20 protein-coding genes and 1 tRNA gene are annotated in these 26,858 nt (G+C 62.9%); 11 read left to right on the top strand and 10 right to left on the bottom strand.

Annotated elements, in window-relative coordinates:
• Positions 1-353 precede the first annotated feature (353 nt).
• From J5J06_11460 to trpS, 3 genes are read right to left on the bottom strand one after another with little or no spacing between them, the layout of a single operon-like run.
• Entirely contained in the window at positions 354-812 is a 459-nt protein-coding gene (locus J5J06_11460; protein ID MCO6437697.1) for a RidA family protein, read from the bottom strand.
• A 37-nt stretch (positions 813-849) separates the two neighbouring features.
• Positions 850-1,884 (bottom strand): segregation/condensation protein A, encoded by a 1,035-nt coding sequence (locus J5J06_11455; GenBank protein ID MCO6437696.1) that lies wholly within the window; start codon positions 1,882-1,884, stop codon positions 850-852.
• On the bottom strand, positions 1,881-2,864 hold the full coding sequence (gene trpS / locus J5J06_11450) for a tryptophan--tRNA ligase (GenBank protein MCO6437695.1): 984 nt from the start codon (positions 2,862-2,864) through the stop codon (positions 1,881-1,883). The genes J5J06_11455 and trpS overlap by 4 nt, the downstream gene beginning before the upstream one ends.
• A gap of 166 nt (positions 2,865-3,030) precedes the next feature.
• Here trpS and J5J06_11445 point away from each other — a divergent pair, with 166 nt between their 5' ends.
• Together J5J06_11445 and J5J06_11440 are read left to right on the top strand one after the other, a co-directional pair.
• Entirely contained in the window at positions 3,031-3,534 is a 504-nt protein-coding gene (locus tag J5J06_11445) for an HAD hydrolase family protein (protein MCO6437694.1), read from the top strand.
• 42 nt (positions 3,535-3,576) lie between these two features.
• The gene (locus J5J06_11440) at positions 3,577-7,224 is read left to right on the top strand and encodes a hypothetical protein (protein ID MCO6437693.1); all 3,648 of its coding nucleotides are present in this window, start codon (positions 3,577-3,579) and stop codon (positions 7,222-7,224) included.
• Positions 7,225-7,763: 539 nt separating this feature from the next.
• Here the strand turns inward: J5J06_11440 and J5J06_11435 are convergent.
• The 3 genes from J5J06_11435 to J5J06_11425 all read right to left on the bottom strand — a co-directional run bounded on the left by J5J06_11435 (position 7,764) and on the right by J5J06_11425 (position 10,957).
• A complete protein-coding gene (locus J5J06_11435; protein MCO6437692.1) occupies positions 7,764-8,384 on the bottom strand; it encodes a phosphoribosylglycinamide formyltransferase in 621 nt (206 codons plus the stop codon).
• Positions 8,385-8,629: 245 nt separating this feature from the next.
• Entirely contained in the window at positions 8,630-10,114 is a 1,485-nt protein-coding gene (locus tag J5J06_11430; GenBank protein MCO6437691.1) for an MATE family efflux transporter, read from the bottom strand.
• 54 nt (positions 10,115-10,168) lie between these two features.
• Positions 10,169-10,957, bottom strand: coding sequence for a polyprenol monophosphomannose synthase (locus tag J5J06_11425; protein ID MCO6437690.1), 789 nt, complete (start codon positions 10,955-10,957; stop codon positions 10,169-10,171).
• A 147-nt stretch (positions 10,958-11,104) separates the two neighbouring features.
• Here J5J06_11425 and J5J06_11420 point away from each other — a divergent pair, with 147 nt between their 5' ends.
• From J5J06_11420 to J5J06_11400, 5 genes are all read left to right on the top strand, one after another.
• Positions 11,105-11,914 carry an ABC transporter permease gene (locus tag J5J06_11420; GenBank protein MCO6437689.1) on the top strand — a complete coding sequence of 270 codons (810 nt, stop codon included), beginning with the start codon at positions 11,105-11,107 and terminating at the stop codon, positions 11,912-11,914.
• Positions 11,915-11,978: 64 nt separating this feature from the next.
• Positions 11,979-12,746, top strand: a complete 768-nt coding sequence (locus J5J06_11415) for an ABC transporter ATP-binding protein (protein MCO6437688.1) — start codon at positions 11,979-11,981, stop codon at positions 12,744-12,746.
• Positions 12,743-13,870, top strand: coding sequence for an MCE family protein (locus tag J5J06_11410; GenBank protein MCO6437687.1), 1,128 nt, complete (start codon positions 12,743-12,745; stop codon positions 13,868-13,870). Before J5J06_11415 ends, J5J06_11410 begins: the two co-directional genes overlap by 4 nt.
• A 187-nt stretch (positions 13,871-14,057) precedes the next feature.
• A complete protein-coding gene (locus J5J06_11405; protein MCO6437686.1) occupies positions 14,058-16,301 on the top strand; it encodes a calcium-binding protein in 2,244 nt (747 codons plus the stop codon).
• Between the two features lie 317 nt (positions 16,302-16,618).
• Positions 16,619-17,818 (top strand): Glu/Leu/Phe/Val dehydrogenase, encoded by a 1,200-nt coding sequence (locus J5J06_11400; protein MCO6437685.1) that lies wholly within the window; start codon positions 16,619-16,621, stop codon positions 17,816-17,818.
• Positions 17,819-17,831: 13 nt separating this feature from the next.
• Here J5J06_11400 and J5J06_11395 read toward each other — a convergent pair whose 3' ends face one another.
• From J5J06_11395 to rpsO, 3 genes are all read right to left on the bottom strand, one after another.
• Positions 17,832-19,202 carry a sigma-54-dependent Fis family transcriptional regulator gene (locus tag J5J06_11395; protein ID MCO6437684.1) on the bottom strand — a complete coding sequence of 457 codons (1,371 nt, stop codon included), beginning with the start codon at positions 19,200-19,202 and terminating at the stop codon, positions 17,832-17,834.
• Positions 19,203-19,301: 99 nt separating this feature from the next.
• Positions 19,302-21,443, bottom strand: coding sequence for a polyribonucleotide nucleotidyltransferase (gene pnp, locus J5J06_11390; protein MCO6437683.1), 2,142 nt, complete (start codon positions 21,441-21,443; stop codon positions 19,302-19,304).
• A 221-nt stretch (positions 21,444-21,664) separates the two neighbouring features.
• Entirely contained in the window at positions 21,665-21,934 is a 270-nt protein-coding gene (gene rpsO, locus J5J06_11385; protein MCO6437682.1) for a 30S ribosomal protein S15, read from the bottom strand.
• A 778-nt stretch (positions 21,935-22,712) separates the two neighbouring features.
• Between rpsO and J5J06_11380 the strand changes: the two genes are divergently transcribed.
• A complete protein-coding gene (locus J5J06_11380; GenBank protein MCO6437681.1) occupies positions 22,713-22,907 on the top strand; it encodes a hypothetical protein in 195 nt (64 codons plus the stop codon).
• A gap of 208 nt (positions 22,908-23,115) precedes the next feature.
• Here J5J06_11380 and J5J06_11375 read toward each other — a convergent pair whose 3' ends face one another.
• Positions 23,116-23,988 (bottom strand): MBL fold metallo-hydrolase, encoded by an 873-nt coding sequence (locus J5J06_11375; protein ID MCO6437680.1) that lies wholly within the window; start codon positions 23,986-23,988, stop codon positions 23,116-23,118.
• A 180-nt stretch (positions 23,989-24,168) separates the two neighbouring features.
• On the opposite strand from J5J06_11375, the gene J5J06_11370 reads away from it, so the two are divergent.
• The 3 genes from J5J06_11370 to J5J06_11360 all read left to right on the top strand — a co-directional run bounded on the left by J5J06_11370 (position 24,169) and on the right by J5J06_11360 (position 26,831).
• Positions 24,169-25,158: a hypothetical protein gene (locus J5J06_11370; GenBank protein MCO6437679.1), complete on the top strand. Its 990-nt coding sequence runs from the start codon at positions 24,169-24,171 to the stop codon at positions 25,156-25,158.
• Positions 25,159-25,261: 103 nt separating this feature from the next.
• A tRNA-Ala gene (locus J5J06_11365) sits at positions 25,262-25,334 on the top strand.
• Positions 25,335-25,631: 297 nt separating this feature from the next.
• A complete protein-coding gene (locus J5J06_11360; GenBank protein MCO6437678.1) occupies positions 25,632-26,831 on the top strand; it encodes a pyridoxal phosphate-dependent aminotransferase in 1,200 nt (399 codons plus the stop codon).
• The last annotated feature ends 27 nt before the right edge of the window (positions 26,832-26,858 follow it).

The raw sequence follows: 26,858 nt of genomic DNA, 5'->3' as shown, positions 1-26,858 counted from the left end.
AGTCGAGCCGGCGTCGCGCGGATAGCAGCGATGACGGATCAATGTTGGCGACGATCAGCCCGACAAGATCGGCGGCGTCAGCAAAGCGCGGCGTAGGTTACTGCGGCCAGCAGCACGATGCGCAGTTTTCGCCGGAAAAACCAATAGACTTGCACACGCCACATGAGCTTCCCCCCCTTTTGGGCGTGACATGATCGGCCCGGGTCGTGTGACCCCCCTCGGCCAACGAGTTTATGCGATCGGAAGGAGCGAATTCAAGGTGAGATGCTGCGCCCGATAATCCCCTGCGGAATTGCAAGGGGGTCGGGGGGGCGAATTCAGTGGCAGTTTCTTTGGGGCCGTGAACGCTGCGGTCAATCGACTTCGGCAACAAGATCGATTTCGACACAGGCGCCGAGGGGCAGGGCCGCAACGCCGATGGCGGCGCGGGCGTGCCGCCCGGCGTCGCCGAGAATCTGCGCAAACAGATCGCTGGCGCCATTGGCGACCTTGGGCTGGTCGGTAAATGCGGGGTCGCTGCCTACGTAAACGGTGACTTTGATGAGCCGGCGGATGTGGTCGATGCCGCCGGCCGCCTGGGCTGCGGCGGACAAGGCGTTGAGTCCGGCCTGTCGCGCGGCCTGCGCCGCCTGCTCCAGTGACACATTCGCTCCGACGCGGCCATTGTGCAGAAGCTTCCCGTCGCTGAAGGGCAATTGACCGCTGGTATATACAAACGAGCCCGACTTGAGCGCCGGGACGTAGCTGCCCACGGGCGCGGCAATAGAGGGGAGCTGGATGTTCAGTTCGGCCATTTTCTGACTCGGCTTCATCACGGTCCTTCCTTTCCGAGAATTCCGGCCCGTCGCACTATTCTGCGGCATCGCTCTTCGCCCGCGGCGGCGACGGCGATTCTGCGGTGTCGCTATGCGTGGTGTCGGGCGAACCCATCAGAAACTCGTTTACATTGCGCTCGGCCTGATCAAGCAAGCGAACATCCACGTCGCCGCCTAGTTCTGTGTCCTCTCCGGCGGTATCTGGGTATTCGAATTCGCTTTGGTCCGCAGTCTCCCTGTCTTCAGCCGAAGCGGGGGCTGCGCCCGACTCTGGTTCTTTGAGGTCGGCCGGGAGCGTCGGCGATTCGTTCTCTTCCGCGGGCGTTTCCTCCAGCGGTTCCTCAACGGGGGTAGCGTCGAGAAGAACGAGCAGGATGGGCGAGGCGTGTCGCTCCTGGGTCGCCCGGACGCGGCGGCGGCGGATCAGTTCGAGGAGGGCGAGGAAGAGCCCGATCATCTCCGGCCGCGATCGCCCCTGGAAGATGTCACTGAACGGCTGTGATCCTCCTGCGCGCTGGAGGGAGTCGAGGATATCGTCCGCGTGAAGGGCAATGGGGGTCTCGTCGATGCGAACGTGATGAACGGCCGAGCGCTTGCCGGTCTGTTCGAGCAGACGATTGAACGCGGCAAAGAGGTCCCAGACTTCGAGATTGTCGAGTTCGATTTCGTCCGGAGCGGAGACCGGTTCGGCGGGTTGGCGCTCATGACGCAGAGAGCGCTCGAAGGCGCGGTCGCCCAGGTCGCGGGCGGCGTCCTTGAAAGTCTTATATGCCAGGAGCTGGCGGACGAGCTCGTGCCGGGGATCAATCATCTCCTCGCCATCCTCCTCCGGCGGGGGTTTGGGCAGGAGGGTCCGCGACTTGATTTCCACCAGCGTGGCGGCAAGCACGAGGAAGTCGCCGGCCGCCTCGGGATCGATCTCTTCCAGCAGGGAAACGTATGCCAGGAATTGCTCGGTCACGCGGGCAATGGGGATTTCATAAATATCCACCTCCTCGCGCCTCACGAGGAAGAGGAGCAGGTCGAGCGGACCGTTGTAGACATCGAGGGCGACTTTGTAGTCGGTCACCGGTGGGTGTCCTGAGCTGTGACGATTCCGCAGGCGTCGCGCACGTCGGCCATGACTTCGTGGGCGATGGTCCGGGCTTTGCGGGCGGACGTCTGCAGAACGTCTTCGACGTAGCTGGGATCCGACTCGAGCTGGGCGCGTTTCTCGCGGGCCGGGCCGAGCAGCCGTTCGACGACGTCGGCGAGAGCCGTCTTGGCTTCGCCATAGCCCATTCCGCCCTGGCGGTAGCGTTGTTCGAGTGCCGCGGTTTCGTCGGCCGAAGCGAGCAGGCGGTAAAGGGCGAATACGTTGCAGGTCTCGGGATTCTTGGGCGCCTCCAGCGGCGTGCTGTCGGTCTTGATGCTCATGATCCGCTTGCGCGTGGCCTTAGGGGGATCGAACAGATTAATCGTATTGCCGTAGCTCTTGGACATTTTCTGTCCGTCCACACCGGGGACGATGGGGGCTTCGTTGAGTCGCGGTTCGGGGCGCAGGAGGACTTCGCGACCGAACGCCTGGTTGAAGTAGGTGGCCATGTCCTGGGCCATCTCGATGTGCTGAAGCTGGTCCTTGCCGACGGGGACGAGATTGCTGCGATAGATGAGGATGTCGGCGGCCATGAGCACGGGGTAGCAGAAGAGTCCCATCGAGGGGGCGATGCCACGGGCGATCTTGTCCTTGTAGGAGGTGGCGCGTTCGAGCAGCCCCTTGCCCGTGACGGTCATCAGAATCCAAGTCAACTCGGTGACCTCGGGAATGTCCGATTGGCGGAAGAGCAGGGCGCGATTCGGATCCAGCCCGAGGGCGAGATAATCGAGGGCGACGTCGAGCGTCAGGGCGCGGAGCTGTTGCGCGTCCTGGACCGTGTTGAGAGAGTGGAGATTGGCAATGAAATAGAGGCACTCGTGCTCCCGTTGGAGCTCGATGTGCTGCTTCATGGCCCCGAGGTAGTTCCCCAGGTGCAGTTTTCCGCTGGATTGGATACCCGAGAGTATGCGCATGTTCTTGTCGTCCAATCGCAAGGTCGCGGGTGTGCACGGGGTTGTCAAGCGGTCCGGCTTGACCGCGCCGGAAGCGGCCCGGACAATCGACCGCACCTTGCCGAGGGTACGGGAACCCCTTCGAGATCGCCTCGCGTCGCCGGCGCCTCGCCACGAGATCGGATCCATGAACTTGGCTGCTATCGAGCTTCTGATGTTGGATGTGGACGGCGTACTGACGGACGGGCGGATTGCATTCAGCCACACGGGCGAGCGAACGCAGACGTTTCACGTTCACGACGGGCGAGCGCTCAAGCAGTGGCAGGCTCTCGGGGGGCAGGTGGTGCTCGTGTCGGGTCGCGAAGGCGGGGCGCTGGACCGTCGGGCATGGGAGCTGGGGATCAAGGTTCAACGGACGGGGATCGTGGACAAGCTGGAGGCGTACACATCGCTCAAGGTGGAAATGGGGTTCCGGGACGTGGCGATAGCATACGTGGGCGACGACGAGCCCGATCTGCCACCGATGTCGCAGGCGGCGTTTCCGGTGGCCGTGGCCAATGCGATGCCCCGAGTCAAGCGTGCGGCCCGGTACGTCACGCGCCGGTCCGGGGGGGAAGGCGCCGTGGCCGAAGTCATCGACATGCTGCTTCGCGCGAGGTCTATTTCGGCGCCCCCGGCGCCATCGACCTGAGCGGGTTGCCTGATCGAGCGAACTTCGCCGGGTATCTGAACTATGCCATCTGATTCCGGGCAAAGCGAGAAGCCGCAAAGGCCGCGACGTCGGCGCGCCGGAGACATCGTTCGCACGGTGGTCATCGGCGTGTCGACGCTGGCCATTCTGCTGGTCTGTTACTCTTTCTATCAATACCAGTCGAGCCTGGATGAAGGTGCTGTGCCGCGACAGGTGGGGCCCCGGCTGCCCGATCTCGGGGCGCGGTCCGAAATGGGCGCGGGCAATCCCCTGTCCGGTTCCGGTGCAGATGCCGGTAGGGTGGCTGTTGGACCTGGACGGGACATTCGACTGACCCTCTTCCGACCGAACGATGATCGTTCCTGGGGCGAAATTGCGGTGCAGGAGTGGACGCCGGTGGAGGGGGCGGCCGACGAGTTCCGGCTGAAAAGGCCGGAGTTTCGCATGCGGACGCGGGACGGGCACGGCGTGCTGGTCACGGCGGACGAAGCGACGCTGGAAACGCAACGACGGCGCGGATCGGATACGGGGGGGTGGGAGGTCCGCCGTGGGCGCCTGACGGGCAGCGTGGTTGTTGACTACGATCGCCTGACGCTGGACGAGCGGCAACGGCTGCCGGAGGAGCGTCGTGGCGAGGTACGGCCGGAGGAGGTCGTTCGCATTCGGACGGACGAACTGCGTTTCGACGTCGAGTACGCACAATTGAGCGTGCCGGGGGAAATCGACGTCGATGCGGTGGATGCCCAATTCGAGACTTCGGGCCTGGAGGTCCACTTCGACGAAGCGCAGGGACGGGTCGAATACCTGCGCATGGACAGCGGGGGGAATCTGAAGTTGCTGGAAGCGGCCGACCAGCCGGTTGTCGGACTTCCCGGCGAAGAGGGGGGCGGGGAGCGGCGGCGGTCGCTGGTAACGTGGATTCGGGAATCATTGAAGTCGCAAATCGAGGCAGCCGCGCGGCGCAAGGCGGCGGAGGCGCAGGCAAAGGCCGCGCCCACTCCGCGTCCGTCGTTCGACGAGGACGGCACGCCGATCATCTATCTGGACGAAGAACCTGCGGTGTCCAAGTCGCAGGCGCCACCGCGCTACTATGCGCGATTTGAAGAGGATATCGATGCGCGGCGCATCAATGCGAACGAATCGCAGACGCGCCTTGAGGCGCAGGTGCTGGAGGTCGTCCGGACATTGAGTCTCGACGATCAGGAACGAGCGGAACGGGCCGAGAGGAACAAGCCCGGGGAGTCGGCAGCACCGGCGGCCGGACCCGGGGACGCGGGACGGATCGAGCTCTCGTGGAAGGGGCGACTGGTCGTTCGGACCTGCGGGAAAGATGACGCGATCTGCGCGGAAGCGGGTAGTTCGTACCTCGCGGCCGAGGGTGATCCGGTGCGCGTTCTCGATGAGCAGGGAGAGGCCCGATGTGAGTCGCTGCGTTTCGATGCGGATCGGTTCCTGCTCGACCTGCGTGGCAGCGAAGAGGTGCCGGTGGATATCCATTCGTCCACGGGACGGAATCTGCGGGGCGTTGCCGTCCGCTGGTCTCAGGATGGCGATCGCTTCCATGTCGAGGTGGACGGGCCGGGGTCGCTGGAACGTGCCGGGGACGCGAGCGGCTTCGGGTTGAATGGAATCGGCGGGGGGGCGGACGAAGAAGCTGCCGAGGTTGATTCGTCGGCCGTGGGCGTGAAAGCGTCGGGCGGGCCGGTCGAGCCTTCGATCATTCGTTTCTCGAAGTCGTTTATCGCGGACGGCCAGCGCGTCCGGAAGATGTCGGTGGATTGGAAGCGGCAGCAGCTTGTCGAGAAACAGTGTACGGAGCTCTCCACGGCCGAGCTGAAGGGGGCTGTCAATCTCGTTGACGGCGAGACCACGATTGGCGCCGATGAAATGGACGTACGGTTCGCCGCAGCGGATTCCGAATGCAAGCAGTTCATCGATCATGTCAATGGACAGGGCGACGTGTTGCTCAAACAGGAGGGAGACCGGCTTGCCTGTGGAGCGATCGACCTGGAGCTCAGGCAGGACGTTGACGAGCGGTTAAGTCGAAAGCTCGTGCCGGTTCGCGCGGAGCTCAGCAACGACATCGAAGTGACACAGACCGGAAGGACGATCCGCGCCTCCGAAAAGCTCATCGCGGACTTCGTGGTAACGGAACGGCTTGCTTCGCCGCTGAGTTCCGCGGAAGCCTATCGGCTGGCGTTGGCGGAAGGGCTGGATCCCAACGCGATGGACTGGCCGTCCTTTCTGCGATCGCACGAACTTCGCCGTGAGCGGGAAGTGGGCGTGCGGCGGATACGGGCGCGGGGCGATGTCCACGTGACCGATCCTGACACCGGGCTGGACGTTCGCGCCGAGGACCTTGATGCCGGGTTCGTTGAAGGGCGCGAAATCGAGCGCGTGCGGGTGCTCGGCAACGAGAGCACACCGGCGACGATCGCGACGGCCAACTGGAGTGTAACGGGCAAGGACGTGCGCGCGGACATGCCCGCGGACGAGGCCGAGGTCTCCGGGGCGGGGCGGATGACATTTCGATCGTACAAGGACCTGGACGGAAGCGAATCGAGCGAGCCAATTCCGATTGCCGTGCAATGGGACCGCTGGATGCGCTACGACGGCGCGCAGAATCGGGCGGTGTATGCCGGGGCGGTGCATGCGGCCAGCAGCAACCAGACGACGTTTGATTGTCCGGACGAGCTGGTGCTGCAATTTGAAGATGTTGCCTCGCCCGCCGCAGCCTCGAATGAACCGGAATGGAAACCGATTCTCGAGGCGTGGGACGTGATCCGATCGGTGGGGAAGCCGCGGAAGGACGTGAACGCCCCGGCCCAGTTGAACAAGAAGCTGACGTACGTGCTGGCGAAGGGCGGCGCCCGGGTTCATACCGCGCAAGTTGACAAGGCAACCGGAGAGCTTCGGGGACGGGCGACGCTGACGGGCCCGAAGCTGTCGCTCGACCTCCGCCCGGAAGTGACCAAGATGCTTATTGAAGGGCCGGGCGAGTTGCTCCTGGAGGATTTCCGGCGGGCGAAGGCGGACGGTCCGTCGAGTCCGGAACAGGGGCGCGGCGATAGAGGGGATGACCTTGCGAGGCCTGCGATCGTTTCGGATCGGGCGCGCGCGGGGCGCGATTCAAGCGGTGGATTGCTATCGTTTGATGCGAACGCGGGGCCGTCAAAGACACTTATCGAATGGAAGGAGTACTTGAGCTACGACTATGCCATCCGGCAGACGCGATTCGAGGGCAAGGTCAGGCTGGTGCATTTCAGCGGCGCGGCACTCGACGAAGTCCTGGGTCGCGGCGCGGGCCCGACCGGCAGCGCAGCACGTGGCCGACGCACATTTCTCAGCAGCGACGTGCTCACGGCAGACTTCCTCGGCGGGGAAAACGTTCCAGGCAGCACGGGGCGCAACAGAATGGGCGACTTGAGTGCGGAGAGCCTGCGGCAGTTCCGGGCGGTCGGTAACGTGTCGCTGCAAGATGAGATCGAAGGGCTGGATGTTTCCTGTGCCGATTTGATCTATGAGCGTCAGCGCCAGATTCTCTTCATTCAGGGGGCGGTGAGCCGCCGTGCGGCGATCACGCTGCAACGTCCGGGTCAGGCACCGCGTCAATTCACGGGCGATCGCTTCGTGTACGACTTGGCAAGCGGTGTTCTTGAGGTGCACGAGCCCGCGTTTCAGGGTCGCTAGCTTTGGTGCCGTGGCAATGACACAATGTCAGTGTCAGTTGCGGGGTACAAATTCCAACAATTCGCTTGCTTACGTCCGATTCGGTGGGATAATGATTTGGAGCGTTGGTCACCGAGGGCCGGGTGATCGAGACGCCGGTGGACAATCCGACGGGGGTTTGGTGACGAATTCGACAGGTATGGATTCATTTCCGACGATGTATGCGCGCACGTTTTCCGGTTTCGCCGGGGTTGGACTCCCGGGGGATCAGCATGGCGCGGTCATTGCGGTTCCTGAAGTTTCGTGCAGGTTTCGAGCTGCGGCTTCTGAGATAAGAGGGGTAGAGGCTCTGGCTCTCGACTGCCCTTGCCGCGCGCCGTATTTCGCGCGGTGTCGGTGCTTTCCCGTGGGGGGAGATCGGTAGGGGAAAGGTAGAGGGGGCGAGGGCGCAGCACCCGGAATGTCGTCCATGCCGGACGACGACCGGGTGCTGTCGTTTTCGGGATCGGCCGCGCCGAGGGCTTGCGAAGTATCCGCGAAGTCAAACCCGTTATGGCGGCTCACGGCGGCGCGATGATAGTTCTTCCACTTTCCAGTCGGATGCGTTTCTCGATGAACAATCGGATGGCCTCGGGGTAGGCGGCGCACTCTGCGGCGAAGACCCGCGCGGCCAGTGACTCGATCGTGTCACCTTCATTTACGGGTACACGGCGCTGGAGAATGACGGGCCCGTGATCGTATTGGTTGTCGCAGAAGTGCACGGTGCAGCCACTTTCGCGACGCTTCGCGGCGAGAACGGCGGCATGAACCCGATCGCCGTACATTCCCTTTCCGCCGAAGTCCGGGAGTAGGGCTGGGTGGATATTGATGACTCTTCCATGGAAGGGGTCGGGAAACCTCCATAGCGACAGGAACCCGGCCATGCAGACGAGATCCACGCCGCCGACGGCGGCGGCGATGCGCTGATCGAATTGGTCGGGCGTGCAGGAGGTGCGCTCGATGACGTCGCAGGGAAGGCCGAGCTCGGCGGCGCGGGAGACGCCGTGAGCGGTTCCGCGCGAGCAGACGACTTTCGCAATCCGCGCGGCGAGTCGTCCGGCTTGGATTTCCTCAGCGAGGTTCTGGAGCGTGCGTCCGCCGCCGGAGATGAGGATCGCGAGTTGGAGTGGGGCGTCCGACATCGGAATACCATACTGTAATCGCAAGGGTCGTTGGCGAATAGGATCAGGCGTGCGAGCGGGTCCACAGGATCCCCAGGAGGGGTACCCGTCGCGGCGAGGAATGTTCGCGCAGGCTCAAACCCGCAGCCCAGAAGAAGTCTCCGCGCGATCAACCATTCCGCATTCCCCGATCGCAGTTCATCGTGTTGCCCGTTGCCCTATTCCAGTGCGTCCGTTCAGGCTGAAACCTGCGGCTCGACGTGACGTTACTGTGTCACAGTGGCCGGCTCCTGTGAGCGGAAAATGTCAATGCGCATCCAGGCGCGGCTATGCCAGCGCCACCAGAGAAAGATCCCCGTCACGACGATGCAGCCGGACGCAGCCATCCAGGCGCCCAGGCTGCCGAGCTCCGGGAAGCGCGTGACCAGCAGCCAGCCGCCGCCAAGGATACTCAGCCATGTCCAGAGGGCGAAGAACAGGGCCGGGACGAAAGTATCACCGGCGCCGCGCAGGGCTGAATCGTAGACGATGCCGACGGCGTCGAACAGTTGGAACACGGCCGCGCAGTACATGATCTTTCGCCCAATGCTGACGACGGCCGGGTCGTCGTTAAACAGGGCGATGAGTTCTGCGCCGAAGAAGGCGTAGAGGAGCGAGAGCGAGCCCATGTAGGCAACGGCGAGGCCGGTCGCCCAGCGGACTTCGCGGATGGCTCGCTGGGGATTGCCCTCGCCGAGGGACTTGCCCACGAGGGCGGTCAGGGCCTGGCCGACGCCGAGCGTGGGCATGAATCCCACGCGCATGTATTGCCACATGGCTCCCGTGGCGATGAGGTCGGCGATGCCGAATCGCGAGCCGATGAGCACATGAACAAACGCCGCCCAGACCACAACTTCGGAGAACCAGCGCACGCCGCAGGGCAGGCCGACACGAATGAAGTTGCGGAGCTTGGTCGCGCTGGGACGCCAGGTACGTCGCGAGTCGTACGGGTTCGCGGTCGTGGGAAGCAGCATGGTGATCAGGAGGCGTAGCGTTCTGTATGTCGTGGCGACGAGGGTCCCCCATGCGGCCCCGGCGATACCCATGGGCTCGAAGCCCAGCTTCCCGAAAATCAGCACGTAACTTACGCAAACGTTGACGAGATTGGCCTCGAATACAGACCACATGGCCACCCAGGGTCGGTGGATGCCGATGAAGAACCAGCCCAGGGCCTGGGCGGCGAGCGTGGCGGCGCCGGCGAGCATGGCCACGCGGCCGTAGGCGAGCTCGTGGACCTGAATCGCCGGATCGTGCCCGATCAGGCGAACGAGCGGCCCCATTCCGGGAATCAGTGCCACACCGATGGCGCCGACAATGAGGGAAAGATAGAGGGATTGCCACGCATAGGCGCTGCAATCGGCGTGGCGGCCGCGGCCCAGGGCCTGGGAGGCGAACGTGTTGACCACCGAAACCGTGCCCATGCCGAGGATCAGGTACGTCCAGACAAGCATCTGTGCGGGCAGGATGGCGGCCTGGGGATTCTCGTCGGGCAGCCGGCTGACGAGTGAGAAGTCTACGAAGTCCATCAGGGCGCGCGAACTGGTGGTGAGGACCACGGGGATGGCCATGGCGACGACGTGGCGGAGCTCACCGCGACGATGGACGGGCTCGAGAAAGGACGATTCGGCCGATTGTGACAAGCTGTCCCCCGGGTTTATCCAAAGCCGCCGCCGGCAAAGCCGGTTCAGGCCCAGCGGCGCAAGACGGGGCATGCTATCCGAAATCGGTAAGGGGTGCGGCGCGAGGCGAGAACGGTATTCCCGATCTCAGTTCGAGCGGCCAAGGAGCCAGAGTGTGAATCCCAGGGAGGCAAGCACTAGAACGGCGATAAGGGAGGGCAGCAACCAGGGGTATCGAAAGCGGTAGAGTCGGCTGAGATGGCGGATGTAGCGCCATTGTTCGGCCAGGGTGAGCTTGCTTTCGCCGGCGCGTCGAGGGGCGAAACGGATGGGTACTTCGGCGGGCCGGCGGCAGCGGCCTTTGACGTAGAGCTCGAGGGCGATCTTGTATCCGATGGGGTCGAGGCGGGCGGCGCCCTTCCAAGTCCGGCGGTGCAGGGCGAAGAAGCCGGACATGGGATCGCTGAGGGGCGCGACGGGCCGGGCGAGGAGCGTCGCGGTGCGGCTGATGATTCGACGCAGGAGAGGCCAGTCGGAGTCGATGCCGCCGCCACGGCCGTACCGGGTGGCGATGGCGAAGTCGTGGTCGTCGGCGTCGAGTGCTTCGACGAGGGCGGGAATGGCTTCCGGCGGGTGCTGGAGGTCGGCATCGAGGACAACGAGGCGGTCGTGGCGAGCGCGGTCGAATCCGGCCAGTACAGCGCTGGAGAGACCCCGCTCGTTGCGGCGGACGATGACGCTTACAGCGTAGTCAGCTTGGAGTCGCTCGACGACCTGGCCGGTGCCGTCGCCGGAGTTGTCGTCGACGAGGATGAGTTCGGCCTGGATGTTGGCGGTCCGCGTGGCCTCGAATACCCGGCGGGTCAGTTCGGGGATGTTTTCAGCCTCGCGAAAGGTGGGGACGACGATGGATACGGCGGCTGGTTTGGCGGGCATGGCCGCATGATAAAGTGTGCGGCCTGCTCGCGGCAATTCGCGGTGACAATTCGGACGGACAATTGACAGGCGCGCGGCGCGTCCGTTAGATACGCGACACACAGGCGAGCGCGTGGTCCGCCTCCTTCCCATTCCCCTCGTTGCATCATGCTAAGCGCACTCGGCAAGAAAAGCATCGCTACGATGGCCGCGCTGGGCGACGGTGCCCAGTTCAGCTGGCAGATGTTCCGCTGGCTGTTGCCGGGCCTGCTGCAGTGGCGGACCTGGAAGCGGACCATGCCTCTTTTCTTCGAGGTGGGCAATCGCACGCTTCCAGTGATTGCCATTACCGGGACGTTTGTCGGGCTGGTGCTCGCGGTGCAGAGCTACGATCAGCTTCGTGCGGCGGGTTTCGAGCAGCGTATGGGCGTGCTGCTGTCGGCTACCCTGGTGCCGGAGTTGGGGCCGGTGCTGGCGGGCGTGATGCTCGCCGGGCGGGTCGGCGGGGCGCTGACCGCCGAGTTGGGCACGATGCGTGTCACCGAGCAGATCAGTGCCCTCACCGTGATGGGAACTGATCCGATTCGCTACCTGGTGGTTCCGCGGTTTCTGGCGTGCCTGCTCTTTGCGCCGTTACTGAATTTCTTCTGTGACGTTTTCGGTTCGCTGGCGGGATGGTTCATCGCCGTAGTGCTGAAGGATATACCATCGAGCCCATACTGGTATTACGTCAGGGATGCCATTGGGGTGATTGATCTGACCGAGGGCGTGATCAAGAGTTTCGTGTTCGGCGGGGCGATCGCCCTGATTACGTGTTACAAGGGATTTCATTGTCGGGCCGGTGCGGAAGGCGTGGGTCGGGCCTGCACGGAGGCCTTTGTGTTGAGCTTCATCGTCATCCTCATTTCGAACTTTTTCCTGGGGACGCTGTTTTCCGGCTTGTACGTGGGCCTGTATGGGTTCAAGGCACTCATCTAGAAAATCGACTGGAACATCATCGCCCAGGTCCGAAGCCGAACCGGCAACCTCCGATGACACCACGCTGGTGCGCCTCGTCGACCTGCACAAGCGATTTGGCGACCTGGTCGTGCTGGATGGCGTGTCGCTCGATCTTCGCCGGGGCCAGACGGCCGTGATCATCGGCGCTTCCGGCGCGGGGAAGAGTGTCATCCTCAAGCACATCGTGTGCCTGCTCCGTCCGGATCGCGGCGAAGTCCATTTCCATGGCCGGCGGATCGACAACCTTCCCGAGCGCGAGCTCGTCAATATCCGCCCGCGATTCGGCTTTCTGTTTCAGCTCAGTGCCCTGTTCGATTCGATGAATGTTTATGACAACGTCGCGTTTCCGCTGGTCGAGCACACGAAGTTGAAGCGGCCGGAGATTGAGGAAATCGTGCGCCACAAGCTGGACCTCGTGGGGTTGGACGGCGTGCAGAAGCAGTGGCCGGCGGATCTGTCCGGCGGACAAAAGAAGCGGGTGGCACTGGCCCGGGCGATTGCCCTGGACCCGGAGCTGATTCTATACGACGAGCCGACAACGGGTCTCGACCCACCGCGGGCGGACGAGATCAACGAACTGATCCTCAAGCTCGCCCGAGAGCTGTCGGTGACGAGCGTGGTGGTGACGCACGACATGGCCAGCGTGTTCAAGGTGGCCGACCGGGTCGTGATGATCCATCGCGGCAAGTTCATCTTCGACGGCACGCCGGATGAAACGAAGCAGTGCGAGGACGACCGCGTTCGTTGCTTCATCGAGGGGCGCTGCTCGAACGAGGTTCTCAAATCCCTACAGGTACGGACGACGTCATGAAAGACTCTCTGCGGAACACGCTGGTGGGTGGGTTCGTGCTTCTCTCCCTGGTGGCGCTGGGTATTCTCATGGTCTGGTTTGGTGAGACGCCGTCGTTTCTGCGGCGCAGCGAATGGACCCTGCGGATCACGGATGTCCGGAGCCTGAGCGGCATCGGGGAAGGCAGTCCGGTGCTGCTCGACGGCGTGGAGATCGGGCGGGTGACGTCGCTGGACTTTCAGAACCCGGAGAAACCCGGGCAGGGGGTATACATTGCGGCAGGCATCAAGCGTCAATATGTCATTCCCGAGGGAGCCACCGCCCGCGTCTATGGCGCGATCATGGGATTCGGCACGGGACACGTGGAGATCATTCTGCCGGAAGACGGGAAAAGCAAGCCGCTGCGGCGGGAGGACTCGCCGGCCATTCCCGGCGAGATGCGCAGCCTGATCGGCGAGCTCATCAGCAAGGATACGATCGATCAGGTAGAGCGCGCGGTGCGTAACATCGCCGATCTGACGGAGTCGTGGACGCCGGTGGGCACGAACCTGGCGGAACTGCTCGAACAGCGGTCCGTTCAGGATGTAAACACCAAGGAGGGGCTCACGGCCAATCTCTCCACGGCCGTGGAGCGAATCGATCGATTTGTCGCCAACCTGAACCGCGTGCTGGGCGATGAGAATGTGCAGGACGACGTCAAGACGGCCGTGCGTGACCTGAAGGACTCGGCCGAGCGACTTCACGACCTGGTCGAGGCGTGGAACACGCAAACCTCGCGGACGGCGGAGAACCTCAATACGGGAATCGACGACGTTCGTGCCAATCTGGACAAGTCCTTTGGCCAACTTACGACGGTGCTTGATGAACTCAGTGACAGCGCGGAGCATCTGTCGAACGTGACCTATGGCATTTCCCAGGGGAAAGGTACGGCCGGTCTGCTCGTGCGCGATGACCGTTTGTATGAGGCGGCGGTGCTGGCATTGAATCGATTTTCGGATGCGATGGGATCGATGTATCGGTTGATGTCAAAATTCGAGCAAGATGGCTATGTCACGGTCAACTTGCCGTCGGGCTTTGGAAAGAAGATCGACATCCCCGGCGGGGCGGTGAGTCCACCGACAGGCGAGCAAACCGCCGGCAAGTGAAGGGGGGCGACACCGCCTAACGAGTTTCCTGCCAACCATGCGGCAACAGGCCGCACCCTCGCCGCGTTCCGAAACCGAGTAGTCTGCCACTTGGCGTCCTCGAATAATCGGTGGCGTTGCCCAGGGGTGGTCGCGGAAGTCCGAGGCGCGGCGCGGACGCAACTCTTGACCCCGGCGGAGATTACGCATGTCCATGCTCAAGCGATGGCGGCGGGGTTTCCTCCCCGCTCGACCGGTGATTTGGTGGGGATTTTTCGCGCTCGGATCTGGAATGCTGGCCGGGTGCATTCCGATTGCAGACCACCCCTGCACTGATGATGCCGAATGCCAGGACGGCTCATTCTGTAACGGCGAGGAATCGTGCGCTGACGGCATGTGTGTGGCCGCCGAGGATCTCTGTGCGGAGGGCGAATTCTGCAACGAGGCAGAAGACCGCTGCGACGAGTGCCAGGAAGACGCAGACTGCGACGATGGGGACTTGTGCACGAACGACGTATGTGCGGACGGGGCGTGCGAACATCCGCCGGTCGAGTGTGCGGCGGGTCAGATGTGCGATCCGGCCGATGGCTCGTGCGTGGATTGTCTTGCCGACGCGGACTGCGACGACGGCGCTTACTGCAATGGCGTGGAATTCTGTGCAGACGGCGCTTGCCAGGCGGGCATCGCGCCCTGTTCGGAGAACCAGACTTGTGACGAAGACGGCGACGTGTGCGTCGCCCCGGAGTGCGCGGCCGATGAGGATTGCGACGACAGCGACCTCTGCACGGGCGACGGATGCGCGGACGGAGTGTGCGTTCACCTAGCCAACAACTGCGATGACGGCGTGGCCTGCACGGACGATTCGTGTGACGGCGAGACGGGCGAATGCGTGCATGCGGACAATTGCCCGGAAGGCCAAGGCTGCGATGTAGAGGTCGGCGCCTGCGTCGAAGCGGAATGTCGAACGGACGCGGATTGCGACGATGGAATATTTTGTAACGGGGCGGAGACGTGCGCGGAGTTTTCGTGCGTTGCGGAAGAAGATCCTTGTTCGCCCCCCTTGACGTGTTACGAAGACTCCTGCGTGATCGTTGATCCACCCTTTGGCCTCACTCTCGGAGCCGACACCATCACCGGTACTTCACATGATGACACAATAAGCGCTCCTCTATTATTTAACGCTCCAACGGGAACTTCGCTTCCTTCGCTTCAGACCGGTGACTCTATTGATCTGGGAGAAGGAAGCGACACACTAAACGCGGCTTTCAACTTCACGGCCTCCACCGTCGTCTCGCCGACGCTGGTCTCGATCGAGCTATTCAACCTCACCGATCTCGGTGTAGCAACGACCACTCTTGCAGGCGACGATATCACAGGCCTTACAGATGTGCACGTTCTTAACAGCATCAACACCAACCCATTGCGGCTCACCAACCTTGCCGCAATTGTGGATCTTGGCCTGACCAATCAAGCCGTCGGGGCAACGCTTTCGAACGTCGCGGCTGCCACGGTCGGTGCTGCGGATGACATGACGCTGACGCTGCAACAGGTGACCGGCGGGACGGTGACAATCGTCTCCGCCGATGCGAATGGCATCGAGACGCTGAACGTCGTTTCCAACGGAACTAGCAATACGCTGACCGAGTTTGTTCAAGATGCGGGAACTTCACTCGCCACCGTGAATATCTCCGGCGCTGGCCATTTGACGGTATCCAATGCCTGGCCGAGCACGGTGACCAGCGTCAACGCATCGACCGCGACGGGACGCATGAACTACTCCCTCGCGGATTCCTCGGGTGCCGACATCGTGGGCGGGAGCGGCAACGACACGTTGCTCGGCTCGCCCGGCGCCGACAACATCAATGGGCGTGGTGGAAGCGACACGATCAACGGGGGATCCGGAAGCGATCAGCTTGCCGGCGGCGGCGGAAGCGACGCCTTCCGTTTTGATAATAGCGTGGCCGTCGGCGCGAGCTCCGATGTTGTCATGGATTGGGCGGACGGCGACGACCTTGCAGCGATATCCGCAGGAAATACTTTCGGGGCGCCGGGCGTTGTCGGGCTTGCTCAGGGCGGTGGCGCGGCCGGTTCACTTGTGGCGACCGCGGTGGGCGAGGTCGTGGTCGCCGAAGTGGGCCAGGGCGGTGCGACGGCCGTGGGCACGACGCAGTTCATCAAGCTGACGGCTGCGGTCGCCAACGCCGGAACGGACCAGGCGACGTTCGACGCCGCGATCGGCTCGGCGACGGTAACCGGCCTGACGGCGGGCACTTCCATGGCGGGTTCGTTCTACGACACCACGGCCGGGCAGTGCGTGGTTTTTGAGGCACTTTCCACAAACGGCACGGGCACTATCATTGAAGCGGGCGACGTGATCCGCGTGATCGCGAAGATCGGCATGTCGCAGTCGGATTACACCAGCTTTACCGCCGCGGACATCGTCATCTATTGATCGATGCGGCGAGTTGATCCGCTTCCGCAGGGGATGCCTCCAGGAGTTCCTCGATGAGTGTTCGTGCCAGCAAGTCGTCGCCGCGCGCTGCGGATCGCGACCCCGCCGAGGCCAGTCCGGCGTCGCCCACTCCTCCCGAGCCCGCGCCGCCCGAGGCCGAGGCTTCGCCATCCAGTTGGGTGGAGAAGCCAGCGGCCGTGCCGGTGGAATTGGCGGGTCAATCATTAGTGGGTTTACCTGTGGTTGCCGCGCCGGCGTCACCCCCGCGCGGCGTGTACGCCAACGTCGTTCATCAGTTCAACAGGGCCGCGGACCTGATGGGCCTTGATCCTGACATCCGCCGCATTCTGGCCACGACGGACAACGAGATCGTGGTCAACTTTCCAGTGAAGATGAACAACGGGCAGGTGGAAATGTTTACGGGCTATCGCGTTCAGCACAACGACGCGCTCGGCCCGTTCAAGGGCGGTCTGCGCTATCACCCCAAGGTGGACATTGACGAGGTGCGAGCGCTGGCGTCGTGGATGACGTGGAAATGCGCGCTGTCGGGCATTCCCTTCGGCGGGGCCAAGGGCGGGATCCAGATGGATCCATCGAAGTACGCCCGGCCGGAGATGGAGCGGATCACGCGGCGCTTTGCCTACGCCCTGGGCAACAACATCGGCCCGGAGTACGACATCCCCGCCCCGGATGTGAATACCAACGCGCAGATCATGGCGTGGATACTGGACACGTACCAGTCGACAGTTCCGCCGCAGGATCGCCATCGGAACCTGCACGTCGTTACGGGCAAGCCGGTTGAGGCGGGGGGAAGCGTAGGGCGCGACAAGGCCACGGGGCAGGGCATCGTCTATTGCATCGAGAAGTGGGCGGCCGACCGCAAGCTGTCGCTGAAGGGCCTGACGTTTACGGTGCAGGGGTTCGGCAATGTGGGTTCGTGGGCGGCCCGGCTGCTGTGTCGATTGGGCGGAAAGCTCATCGCCGTGGAGGATCACACGGGCGGCGTGCGGAATCACAACGGCCTGGATGCCGAGCTTCTGGTGGCGCACGTCAAGGAGCGCGGCGGGGTGTACAAGTTCCCCAATGCAGAGTTTGTCGATCACATCATGTTCCTGAAGACGCCGGCGGATATTCTCATACCGGCGGCGCTGGAGAATCAGATCACGGCCGAGACGGCGCCGTGGCTCAATGTGCGACTGGTGGCCGAGGGTGCCAACGGCCCGACCGATCCGGAAGGCGACGCGGTGCTCCAGGGCCGGGGCATTGATGTCATACCCGACATTCTCTGCAACAGCGGCGGTGTGATTGTGAGCTACTTCGAGTGGCTCCAGAACAAGCGCAGCGAGTTCTGGGAGTTGGACGAAGTGGATGGGAAGTTGAAGAAGAAAATCAACGCGGCGTACGACCGCGTGTCGGCGGTGGCTCGAGAGCGGGAGACTGACTGGCGCACGGCGGCGTACATCGTGGCGCTCACGCGGCTGGAAAAGGTGTACAAAGAGCGGGGGATATTTCCGTAAGGTCTCGAGGCCCTTACCTCAACCCATAGTCCCTCAGTTTCCGGTAGAGCGTTCTGGCCCCGATGCCCAGGGCGTTGGCGGTTTTTTCGCGGTTGCCGCCGTACATGCGCAGGGTGTTCATGATGTGAAGGCGTTCGACGTCGGCCATGCTCATCCCGGCCATGTTGGGCACACCCACGTGGACGATGTCGGTCGCGGGGCGAAGCGTGGGGGGCAGGTCGTCGACGGCGAGTTCCTCGCCCTCGGCCTCCAGGCACATCTGGTAGATCACGCTGCGCAACTCGCGGACGTTGCCGGGCCACTGGTAGTTCATCAGCTTGCGCATGACCTCCGGGGCGATGGAGATGACCTCCGTGGCGTACTCGCGGTTGGCGTCGTCGATGAAGCGGCGGACGAGCACGGGGATATCCTCGCGTCGCTGCCGCAGGGGAGGAATGCGAATCGCGCCGTGGGCATGCAGGCGATAAAAGAGATCTTCGCGGAACTTGCCTTCGCGAACGCCTTCGTTCAAGTCGCGGTTGGTCGCGGCCACGAAGCGTACGTCGAAGTACTGGGTGTCGTTGCTGCCCACGCGCATGACCTCGCCGGTTTCGAGCGTGCGGAGCAGCTTGGCCTGCATCATGAGGGGCATGTCGCCGATTTCGTCGAGGAAGAGCGTGCCGCCGTCCGCCGCCTCGACGAGGCCCTTGCGATCGGCGATCGCGCCGGTGAACGCGCCTTTGACGTGCCCGAAAAGCTCGCTCTCCAACAAGGTTTCGCTCACGGCTGCGCAGTTGATGACCTTGAAGGGTTTGCCGGCGCGGGGGGACATGTGATGAATGGCCTGGGCGAAGAGCTCCTTACCCGTACCGGTCTCGCCGAAGATGAGCACAGTGCTCTTGCTGGGGGCGATCTTTCCGAGGCGGCGGAGTTCGCGGCGAATGGCGTCGGACGTCCCGATGATGCCGTGGACGTCGAACGCCGTCTCCATCTGCTTGCGGAGCATGCGCGATTCAAGCGCGGCCGAGGCCTGCTTGGCGGCACGCCGTACCTTCTCAACCAGCAGGACCATGTCCACCGGTTTGGCAACGAAGTCGTAAGGATTGAACTCGCCGTCGGCGACGGCCAACTCGCGGTCATGCCCGTTGCGGGCAGAGAGGATGAGCACTTCGGCGTCGGGGTTCTTGCGCTTGGTGGCGCGAAAGACATCGAAGCCGTTCTCGCCGTTGCCGAGTTCATATTCGGTGACGACGACGTCCGGTGGTCGGTGGCGGATGCTCGCGAGGGCGTCGGCCACGTTGTGGACGAGATGGCAGGCAAAGCCCGCCCGGCGCAGGGCGTCGGCCATCGCCTCGCCCTGGTCGGGTTCGTTCTCGACGATGAGCACGAACGACGTGTCAGGCATGAGGGATATTATACGGCGAATCCGCCGAGGCGGTTTGCCGCGCAGGTCGGCCCGCTTTCCGGGGTGATTTTCCGGTGATTCTCGACCGACAGGCGAGGTCTACTCGACCGCGGCCGGTTCGCCCTGCTCCTCGAGCATGGCCGCCTTTCGAGAGAGCTTGACCCGCCCCTGGTCGTCCACCGAGATCACCTTGACGCGGATGGTGTCGCCGACCTTGACCACGTCTGCCGCCGACTTTACGTATCCCGTGTCCAACTCGCTGATATGGCAAAGGCCGTCCTGCCCTGGGACGATCTCCACGAAGGCGCCGAAGTCCTTGATGCTGCTGACTCGGCCTTCGTAGACCCGCCCGACCTTCACCTCCGCAGCGACGGCTTCGACCATGGCGATGGCCTTCTGCGCCGCATCCAGATCAACCGAGGAAATCCGTACGGTTCCGTCATCCTCGATTTCCACCGTGGCGCCGGTCTCGCTTTCAATCAAACGGATGTAGCGGCCGCCCGGTCCGATGATCTTCCCGATCTTCTCGGGATTGACCTGCATCGTGATGATCCGCGGGGCGTAACTGCTGGTGGCTTTGCGCGGAGCGGGCAGGGCCTTGAGCATGGTCCGCAGGATGTCCATGCGGGCCTCTTTGGCCATCTTGAAGGTTTCGAGGATGCGATCCTGAGGAAGGCCCCGGGTCTTGAGGTCGAGTTGCACGGCCGTCACGCCACGCTGCGAGCCTGCCACTTTGAAGTCCATCTCACCGAAGTGGTCCTCCTCGCCGAGGATGTCAACGACGAGTCGATATTGGTCCTTATGCTCGAACATGCCGACGGAGATGCCGGCAACGGGCTGGCGAATGGGTACGCCGGCGTCCATGAGCGCCAGGCAACCACCGCAGACCGAGGCCATCGAGCTCGATCCGTTGGACTCCATGATTTCCGAAACGAGGCGGATGGTGTAGGGGAATACGTCGGGGCTGGGCAGGACGTATTGCAGGGATTTCTCGGCGAGGTTGCCGTGGCCAATCTCGCGGCGACTGGTGGCGCCAACACGCTTGACCTCCCCGGTGCAGAGCGGCGGGAAGTTGTAATGCAGCATGAACTTCTTGCTGTATTCTTCCGAGAGCCCATCCACAATCTGCTCGTCACGGCCGGTGCCCAGTGTGACCACGCAGATGGACTGGGTCTCGCCGCGCTGAAACAGTGCCGAGCCGTGGACGCGCGGCAGCACATTCACCTCGCAGGTCAGCGGGCGGATGTCCTTGACGCCGCGGCCGTCGGATCGTCGGCCTTCACGGACGACCCATTCGGAAAGGATATCCTTCTCGATGCCGTCGAGCAGGTCCTTGATTTTCGACCAACGCTGCTTGGATTCCGGATCGTCGCCGCCGGCGTAGTCCTCCTTGGCGGCGCGGTAGACATCGGCCACTGCCTGGTAGCGGTCCTGCTTGCCGGAAACGGAACGTGCCTCGCGGAGGCGACCTTCGAATTTGCCGCGAAGTTCCTCGCGGAGGTCGTCCAGCGGAGGCGGCGGGGTCCACTCCTTGGGCTTGCCCGCCTTGGCCTGCAGTTCCTTGATGGCGTCGCAGATCTCGGCGATCGCCTTGTGGCCGAAGGCGATGCCCTCGGTGACGACCTCGTCGGGGACCTCGGCCGCGCCGACTTCGATCATGTTCACCGCATCCGAATGGCCGGCCAAGACCATCTCCATCGTCGAAAATTCCATTTCGCTGATGCGCGGATTGAGTACGTGGGCGCCTTCGATGTAGCCGACGCGAATGGCGCCGACGGGGCCGTCGAATGGAATGGGCGAAACCGCCAATGCCGCCGAGGCGGCGATCATGGCGATGACGTCGGGCTCGTTTTCCAGATCGGCGGAAAGGACCATGCACTGGATGAGTACTTCATCCCGGTACTCGTTGGGGAATAGCGGCCGCATGGGGCGGTCGATCATCCGCATGGTCAGGATTTCCTTGTTCGTGGGGCGAGACTCGCGCTTGAAGAAGCCGCCTGGGAATTTGCCGGCGGCGTAGGTCTTCTCGCGATAGTCTACGGTCAAGGGGAAGAAATCGATTCCCTCTCGCGGCGGCCCGCCGACCACCGCCCCGAGCACCACCGTCTCGCCGTAGGTTACCAGGACCGATCCGGCTGCCTGCCGGGCGATTCGCCCTGTCTCAATGCGTAAGGTGCGACCTCCGATGACCCGCTCAACTTCGTGAATTCCCAACGGGATGCGCTTTGTGCTTTCCGACATGCTCGCGTTTCCGATCTCTGCTTGTAACGGACTCTGACGTCTTCAACGACACACGACCCCGGCAGGATTCACGGCGCAACTTGGGGAGCTTCCCCCAAGGTCAAAAGCCGATGGAATCACTGCCGAGCACAGGTTCTAACGACGATCGTGGAGATTTCTGTCGGGGGCAGAAGTCGTCGGGGGTCGTGGCGGCGAGCTCCCCGCAGTCGGTCGCGCAACCGCTACTTTCGCAAGCCGAGGTTCGCGACGATCTGGCGATAGCGCTCGCGATCGGTTTGGGTCAGGTAGCGCAGCAGTTTCGTGCGGCGACCGACCATCTTCAAGAGCCCGCGCCGCGCGGCGTGGTCCTTGAGATTCGATTGCAAATGACCAGTGAGTTCCGAGATGCGGCTGGTGAGAAGCGCGATCTGCACTTCCGCGGAACCCGTGTCCTTCTCATGGCGTCGGTGTGAATGAATGATGCCCTGCTTGGCCTCTTGCGCCGTTGCCATACGCTCTTGCCATCCTACTGCCCGCCTGCCGATGCGGACGCTACCCGTCTGCGCTGTCCCGCGCGTTCTCCATACTCTCGTGTTACCTGTCGGCGGGACTCTAGCGTCAATCGGCTGATCCTGCAAGCGGCTGGCTCAACATCCTCCGGGTGGCGAAAGAACTCCCATGTTTCAGGAGCGTCAGGTCGAGGATCTTGGACGCCCGAGGGGCCGCTCAAGGCCCGTATTGTTTCGCTATTGGGGCGCAGCTTCCCTGCCGGTGTCTGATTTTCGGGAGATTGGCGCTTGACAACCGTTGCGAGGTGTGAGAATGTCTTCCCCCAGCTTTGGTTTGACGGCTCTGGGAAAGAGCCCAGCACTGCTGGGGCGGCTCGAATCAAGGCGAAAATCTGAAAGGGCTAACGCGGGGCCGCCTTGGTTTCCGATATAGCCCATCAAGTCTGGGCCGACCGGCGCGGGTGGGTCTGGATGAGGCGCGGTCGAGACTCCATGGGAGTCTCGCGAGAGAAATTAGCTTTTTACAGAACACAGAGCGATGCGCGGAGGTTCAGTGCTTGCCGCGCGTTTCGGCCGTGAAGGCCGAGATGGTCCGCTAGCTCATTGCGACATGCGTGTTTTTCGAAGTTCGCCTGTCGGGACATGGGAGAGCGGATCTGATTCGGAACGCTATCGAGCTATTGCAGATCGTTAGGCGGACACAGGATGGTCCTGGTGTCCAGTTTGGTATGTGCAGGGTGGTCGCCGGGCGGTTTCCCGGCAGGTCTAAGGAGATTACGTGATGAAGAGCATGAAGAAGGCGTGTGCGTTGACGCTCCTGACGGGTACGTTGTTCGCGGGTGGTTGCCTCGGTGGCATCCTGAATCCGCAGCAGCTCCTCTACGGCGCGGCGCTGTATGCCATCAATGAGTTTGTCCTGGACAACGACGCTGTCTTCGACCTGTTCGAGGATGGCAACGTCGCCGCCCAGCAGTAATTACCTGCTGCGAGTGGATCGACAATCGATCCCTACGTTCCGAGAACCCCGTTCTCAGCGAGTCCGGCTGGTTCCCGTAGTGGTTCGATAAGAACGCTGAGAAGCGCGGGTCCGGCTCACGCCGCCCGCGTTTTTCATGCGCGCGCCCTGGCGGCCGAGCACAGTAGCTTGGATGCCACTAGAGAGCGAAACGTTGCTGAAGGATTCGTCAGGCTTCCAGCGTCTCGCTGACGATGGGCCTTTCGGGGCGACCGTCGATGCGGACTGCGCCGAATCGGGGGTCGTGGGGAAACGCCAGCCAGGTCCGATCCCGGATGGCCGCGCTGCTGAATCGACCCTTTTCTTCGATCGTGGTCATGGGCAGCATGTCGTAGGCCATGACCCACGACTGGCGCAAATGCGCAATCGTGGGTATGATATCGCCGGTAAAGAGCAGGCTCCCGCCTCCGCCTCCGCCTTCGAAGTACGGGTGAATCTGAAAGGGCGTGTGTCCGCTGGAGAGGATCCAGCGAACACCCGGGATGGTCGATTCGGGATTGTCGCCTTCGAGGAGCCGCAGGACGCCCGCCTCGGCGAACCCCGACCAATCTTCCCGAAGAAATGAGGCCCGGTCCTTGATATGGGGCGACTGGGCATGTTCCCAGTGTCGGCAGTGAATCCAGTGGGCGGCATTGGGGAAGGAGAGCTCGGTCCGCTCGCCGGGCTCGTCGTACCAACGCGTGAGCCCGCCGTTGTGGTCGAAATGCAAGTGGCTGACGACGACATCGGTAACGTCGCCGGTGGTAAGTCCCGATTCGGCCAGCGCCCTGACGAGCGCATCCGGTTCGGAGCGGATGCCGTATCGCTCGGCCTTGGTGGCCGCCCATTTTGAGCCGCAACCGGTGTCCACGACAATTGTGCGTCGGTCTTGGCGATTGATGGCGATCAGCGAGCGCGTGGCGAGGAGGATGCGATTCTGGTCATCGACATCGGCAGACTCTTCCCAGAGGACTTTGGGCACCACTCCGAACATGGCGCCGCCGTCCAGGCGGATCCAGCCGTTGACCACCGAGCGGATTTCGTAGCGACCGATTTGGATCATCCGGGTAATGTAGGACGCAAATCGCGAGATTGCACGCATTCCGCTATTGGGAGGCGGACAAGCCCGGCGGCGACCGCATGAAGACGTTGCCCGGCCCGGCGGGCATCGATAGAGTCGTTTTCGTCCAGGAGGCGTGACGGATATTCGGCGCCCGCCTGTCGATTCATGGGGAGAGGTTCGTTGGCTTCGCAAACCGCCAGCCCGTCGGCCGCGGAAACACATCGCGGCTCCGGTTCCGCCTCGTCGGCCGTCCTGCCGGCGGATTCGGGGTCGGAGCGATCGGTGACGGCTTGGGAGCGGTTCAGCTTCGGGCTGATTCACCTTTTCACGCGCGGCCTGCTGCTCCTGCTGGGGCTGCGCGGGCTGTATGCGTTCGGTCGATGGTTCGGCTTTCTGGAGTGGGTGATCAATTACAAGCGCCGGCGGCGTTTTGCCCAATCGTACGCCGAGGTACTCGGCCGGCATCCGACGTCCACGGAGCGACGCAGCACCACGCTCGAACACTTCCAGCGAACCCGTTGTGACAAGCTCTTTTACATGATCTTGGATTGCCTATCGCCGGCGCGGGCGGCAGGCTTATTCGGAATTGAGAATCGACATTTGCTGGACGAAGCGATGGCGCGGGAACGCGGTGCATACGTGGCGCTTTCGCACCACGGTCCTCACCATGTCACGGCCATGCTCATGTGCCTGCTGGGGTACAAAGTGGCCGGCGTGCGCGATCGCCGGGAGGGTGGTCTGCGGCGCTACATGCACGAACGCTTCGCTCAACGATTTCCGCAGTATGCGCAACTGCGCATGATGTACGCGGACACGTATCCACGCGATATTTATCGCTGCTATCAGGAAGGATATGTGTTGGGCAGCGCCATGGATGTGACCCGCGTGCGGCTGCCGCACCAGCGCTACGAAGAGGTCGAGTGCTTCGGCGAGGTTCGCCCGTTCCTATCCGGCCCGATGCGGATCGCCCTCCGCAACGGAACGCCGGTCATTCAGGGTTTCATGATCAGTGAGCCGGGCTTCCATTACCGACTTGTGTTAACGGAATCGCTCATCGATCCGGACCGCGTGGAGGATGAGGACGCGGCCGTAGCGGAGGCAATGAAAACGTACGCGGCAAACGTCGAGGCCTATGTTCGCGCCACGCCGGCGCTCATTACCCGTACGTAACATCGGGGAGTGGTCCCTCGGGCTTGGCGTTATTGGGCCGCTGCGGGCCGGTGGCAGGCTTGCTTGACGTGGACGGCGGTCCTGTTAATTTCACGGGCTTTGCGGGGACGTAGCTCAGCTGGGAGAGCGTCGCGTTCGCAATGCGAAGGTCGTGGGTTCGAATCCCATCGTCTCCAGTCACGTAAGTCTCGCCGGGAAGCAAGCTTGCCGCAGTTGCCCTTTCAGGCTCGATAATCCGCGTTCGCTCCGCGTCTACCCGAATTTCGGGGGTGGTCTGCGACCAATTGGGCGGATTTTTGCATGCCGGTCGTAGCGGAAATGCGACACTCGTCCGCCGTTTGTTCCTGAACTTCGGACGCGCAAATTGCCGTATTTGCCAGGGTCGTCGTGCCGTCATGGACAAAGGTCGAGTGCCGACCTATGTATCGAAGTCTGTGTGTGCATCTTCCGTCGGGTCTCAGGAATCGGTGGTCATGAGTATTACGCAGGCATCACGCCGCACGGCGCCGGTAAGTCGGCGTGCACGGGAAATGCCGCCGTTTCTGGTCATGGAGGTCCTGGAACGCGCGGCCGAGCTGGAAGTGCAGGGCCGATCGGTCATTCACCTCGAGGTGGGCGAGCCGGATTTCGATACGCCGTCCGCCGCAGTGGAGGCTGCGGAACGTGCCCTTCGCGACGGGGCGACCCACTATACACACTCGCTGGGACGGTCGGAATTGCGCCAGGCCATCGCCGAGTGGTACGGCAAGCGTTACGACGTGGAGATCTCACCGTCCCGCGTAGTGGTTACGATGGGAAGTTCCGGAGCGATGCTGCTCGTGTTCGCGGCGCTGCTCGATCCGGGTAGCGAGGTGCTGCTCACCGATCCACATTACGCCTGCTATCCGAATTTCGTTACGGCGTTCGACGGTGTACCCGTTCGTGTCCCCGTGCGCGAGGAGGACGGATTCCAGTGGGATATTGCGCAAGCCGAGGCTCGGCTGACGCCCCAGGCGCGTGCCCTTGTGATCAACTCTCCCGCCAACCCCATGGGGACCCTCACCACGCCGCGACGTATGGGCGAGCTCGCCGATGCGTTTGGTTCACGCCTCGCGATTGTCTCGGATGAGATCTACCACGGGTTGACGTACGGCCCCCCCGCCCGGTCCATGCTCGAGTTCGACTCCGACACAATTGTTGTCAGTGGCTTCTCGAAGCTGTTCGCAATGACGGGCTGGCGACTGGGCTACGCCATTCTCCCCCAGCCGCTGGTTCGCCCCGTGCAGAAGCTTCAGCAGAATTTGTTCATCTCCCCGCCGGATTTTCCGCAGTTGGCGGCCTTGGCCGCGCTGCGCAACGCGGAGAGCGACGTTGAGCGGATGCGGCAGGAATACGACGGTCGGCGCCGTCTCATGCTCGACCGCCTTGCGGCCATGGGGCTCACCACGGCGACCGAACCAAAGGGGGCCTTTTATGTGTTCCTCAACGTACGTCGATTCACGGACGATGTGCGTTCCTTCGCTTTTCAGCTCCTGGAAGAAACGGGTGTCGCAGTGACGCCCGGCGTGGATTTCGGTCCGGGAGGAGAAGGCTATCTGCGGTTGTCGTATGCCAACTCTGTTGACAACATTACCGAGGGGATGAACCGGCTGGCGGGTTTTCTGGGTCAGCTCGAGAAAGGCCCGGTAAGCTGAAATTCCACTTGCACGCAGTGGAGCGGG

This window comes from Phycisphaerae bacterium (assembly GCA_024102815.1).
In the GTDB taxonomy this organism is placed as follows: Bacteria; Planctomycetota; Phycisphaerae; order UBA1845; family UBA1845; genus JAGFJJ01.
This window is presented reverse-complemented; position numbering and strand designations above follow the sequence as displayed.

What these genes read in the sequence shown, in the direction of transcription:
- J5J06_11460 (MCO6437697.1), bottom strand. Translation starts at nt 812, where the DNA reads ATGAAGCCGAGTCAGAAAATGGCCGAACTGAACATCCAGCTCCCCTCT.
- trpS (MCO6437695.1), bottom strand. Translation starts at nt 2,864, where the DNA reads ATGCGCATACTCTCGGGTATCCAATCCAGCGGAAAACTGCACCTGGGG.
- J5J06_11445 (MCO6437694.1), top strand. Translation starts at nt 3,031, where the DNA reads ATGAACTTGGCTGCTATCGAGCTTCTGATGTTGGATGTGGACGGCGTA.
- J5J06_11440 (MCO6437693.1), top strand. Translation starts at nt 3,577, where the DNA reads ATGCCATCTGATTCCGGGCAAAGCGAGAAGCCGCAAAGGCCGCGACGT.
- J5J06_11435 (MCO6437692.1), bottom strand. Translation starts at nt 8,384, where the DNA reads ATGTCGGACGCCCCACTCCAACTCGCGATCCTCATCTCCGGCGGCGGA.
- J5J06_11430 (MCO6437691.1), bottom strand. Translation starts at nt 10,114, where the DNA reads ATGCCCCGTCTTGCGCCGCTGGGCCTGAACCGGCTTTGCCGGCGGCGG.
- J5J06_11425 (MCO6437690.1), bottom strand. Translation starts at nt 10,957, where the DNA reads ATGCCCGCCAAACCAGCCGCCGTATCCATCGTCGTCCCCACCTTTCGC.
- J5J06_11420 (MCO6437689.1), top strand. Translation starts at nt 11,105, where the DNA reads ATGCTAAGCGCACTCGGCAAGAAAAGCATCGCTACGATGGCCGCGCTG.
- J5J06_11410 (MCO6437687.1), top strand. Translation starts at nt 12,743, where the DNA reads ATGAAAGACTCTCTGCGGAACACGCTGGTGGGTGGGTTCGTGCTTCTC.
- J5J06_11405 (MCO6437686.1), top strand. Translation starts at nt 14,058, where the DNA reads ATGTCCATGCTCAAGCGATGGCGGCGGGGTTTCCTCCCCGCTCGACCG.
- J5J06_11400 (MCO6437685.1), top strand. Translation starts at nt 16,619, where the DNA reads ATGGGCCTTGATCCTGACATCCGCCGCATTCTGGCCACGACGGACAAC.
- J5J06_11395 (MCO6437684.1), bottom strand. Translation starts at nt 19,202, where the DNA reads ATGCCTGACACGTCGTTCGTGCTCATCGTCGAGAACGAACCCGACCAG.
- pnp (MCO6437683.1), bottom strand. Translation starts at nt 21,443, where the DNA reads ATGTCGGAAAGCACAAAGCGCATCCCGTTGGGAATTCACGAAGTTGAG.
- rpsO (MCO6437682.1), bottom strand. Translation starts at nt 21,934, where the DNA reads ATGGCAACGGCGCAAGAGGCCAAGCAGGGCATCATTCATTCACACCGA.
- J5J06_11380 (MCO6437681.1), top strand. Translation starts at nt 22,713, where the DNA reads ATGAAGAGCATGAAGAAGGCGTGTGCGTTGACGCTCCTGACGGGTACG.
- J5J06_11375 (MCO6437680.1), bottom strand. Translation starts at nt 23,988, where the DNA reads ATGATCCAAATCGGTCGCTACGAAATCCGCTCGGTGGTCAACGGCTGG.
- J5J06_11360 (MCO6437678.1), top strand. Translation starts at nt 25,632, where the DNA reads ATGAGTATTACGCAGGCATCACGCCGCACGGCGCCGGTAAGTCGGCGT.